Source organism: Megasphaera sp. NM10, from assembly GCF_000417505.1.
GTDB classification, from domain to species: Bacteria; Bacillota; Negativicutes; order Veillonellales; family Megasphaeraceae; genus Megasphaera; species Megasphaera intestinihominis.
Map to the genome: position 1 here is coordinate 1 of NZ_APHY01000125.1, position 1,715 is coordinate 1,715.

Here is a 1,715-nt window from a genome sequence, read left to right on the forward strand (position 1 = left end):
TCGGGTTCAGGACCGACTATGAATTCATGACTCAAGCGGCTATGCGAGCAACGATAAAGAACTCAAAAAAATTAAAATAACAGTGAAAAAAATATAGCACACATTAAAACCAAATAAAAAATGCTCACAGAGCGCACAACCACGCTCTTTGTGAGCATTTTTTATTTTCAAAAGTGTCAAACTCGGGATTATACCATATATTTCGTGGCTAGTGGCTAGTGGCTAGTGGCTCGCGGCTCGTGGCTCGTGGCTCGTGGCTCGCGGCTATTGGCTCGCAAAGGCTCTCCTGATAGGAGAGCTGTCAGCGCAGCTGACTGAGAGGTTTCCCAAATCATGACAGAAGTCTTCATGCAACAGCCCTTCAGGCCGCGCTGGTCAGGCGCAGGCCGGCGATACCGGCGATGATCAGTACCAGGGACAGGACCTGCCAGGGCGTCGTCGATTCATGGAAGAGGAAAATCCCGGCTACGGCCGTACCGACGATGCCGATTCCCGTCCAGACGGCATAGGCAATGCCAATGGGCAGGTGGCGCAGGGCCAGGCTCAGGAAAACCAGGCTTGCTGCCATGCTGGCCAGGGTGACGATACTCGGTACGAGTTGTGAAAATCCCTGGGTATACTTGAGGCCAATGGCCCAGCCCATTTCAAAGACACCGGCAATCAATAAATACATCCAAGACATACGAATCGCTCCTTTTCATTTCCGCCGAAAAAAAGTACGCCCATACTATTCCTTCAAAGGCCTAACGGAATAGTACAAGCGTACCCGGCGGTAATCTGATTTAATTTTACAGCAGCCTCGCTGAGGCTACGAGCTTCACTTTATCACAAAACAAAATGGCTGTCAACAAAAAAGCGCTTACCAGGAAAAGGTCGGATGGTCCCGGTCGATGATGCCCGTATGGGTCATACAGCCAAAGGCCTGGCAGACGGCGTCGGACAACTTCTGGACAGCTTCGGCGACGGCTTTTTCATTGACTCCGTAAAACCCGTCGATAGGGAACAAGATGGCCTGCGTATCTTCGCTGATTTTCCCATCATCGCTCTGGCGCCAGGTCCAGCGCCGGGTCTTTACGGTATGGCCGCTGACATAGACCAGTTCCCGTTCGTCCGGCTTTTCCAGCTCGCCACCGCCCATCGGTAAAAAAGTATCACCTTCGGCAGCCAGGCGGACTTCCATGCGGCCATCGCAGAAATTCCCAACATCGTGGGCGCCGATGGGCAGGCGTTCTTCCAAGGAAATGGCGTTGCCCAGGTCGACGGCCGGATTGATATGGGGCAGGGCCTTCTTCTTCTGCACCCGTTTGGCCAGCGCTTCGATAGAGCAAAGATATTTATTGGGGTTGATGCCCATGAGGCGGAAGGCATTGCGGTACGGGACGATATGCGGGTCTTCTTTCAGGTTGATACCCTGGAAATCATCGGCAAAGGCAGCAATGGCCTGGTCCAGCCGGTCGGCAACGGCCGGATTGTCCTGACGGTTCACCAGGCCTTCAGCGGCGACGACTCCGACATAATAGTCGGGAAGCATGCGAAAGACGTCTTCATCGATATGAAATATTTTCATGATAGTTCCTCCTGTTCACGGAATGTTTTCTCATTCACTACCGGAATCGTATCATAGATAAAGATCGTTGATGAAATGAAAGACGCGTCATTTTCAATCACTTTTTTCATGGCTGTCACCATACAGACAGATGGCGTCAGATATGGTA

Annotated in this window: 2 protein-coding genes; both read right to left on the reverse strand. The window is 51.7% G+C overall.

Features of this window, described 5'->3' with window-relative positions:
• Positions 1-361: 361 nt before the first annotated feature.
• The gene (sugE, locus tag NM10_RS12620; protein ID WP_020311927.1) at positions 362-682 is read right to left on the reverse strand and encodes a quaternary ammonium compound efflux SMR transporter SugE; all 321 of its coding nucleotides are present in this window, start codon (positions 680-682) and stop codon (positions 362-364) included.
• A 177-nt stretch (positions 683-859) separates the two neighbouring features.
• Positions 860-1,567, reverse strand: a complete 708-nt coding sequence (locus tag NM10_RS12625) for a B3/B4 domain-containing protein (RefSeq protein ID WP_020311928.1) — start codon at positions 1,565-1,567, stop codon at positions 860-862.
• Positions 1,568-1,715: the final 148 nt, after the last annotated feature.

Bases quoted from the DNA above. Each gene is read 5' to 3' on its own strand.
- NM10_RS12625 (WP_020311928.1), bottom strand. From the start codon at position 1,567: ATGAAAATATTTCATATCGATGAAGACGTCTTTCGCATGCTTCCCGAC.
- sugE (WP_020311927.1), bottom strand. From the start codon at position 682: ATGTCTTGGATGTATTTATTGATTGCCGGTGTCTTTGAAATGGGCTGG.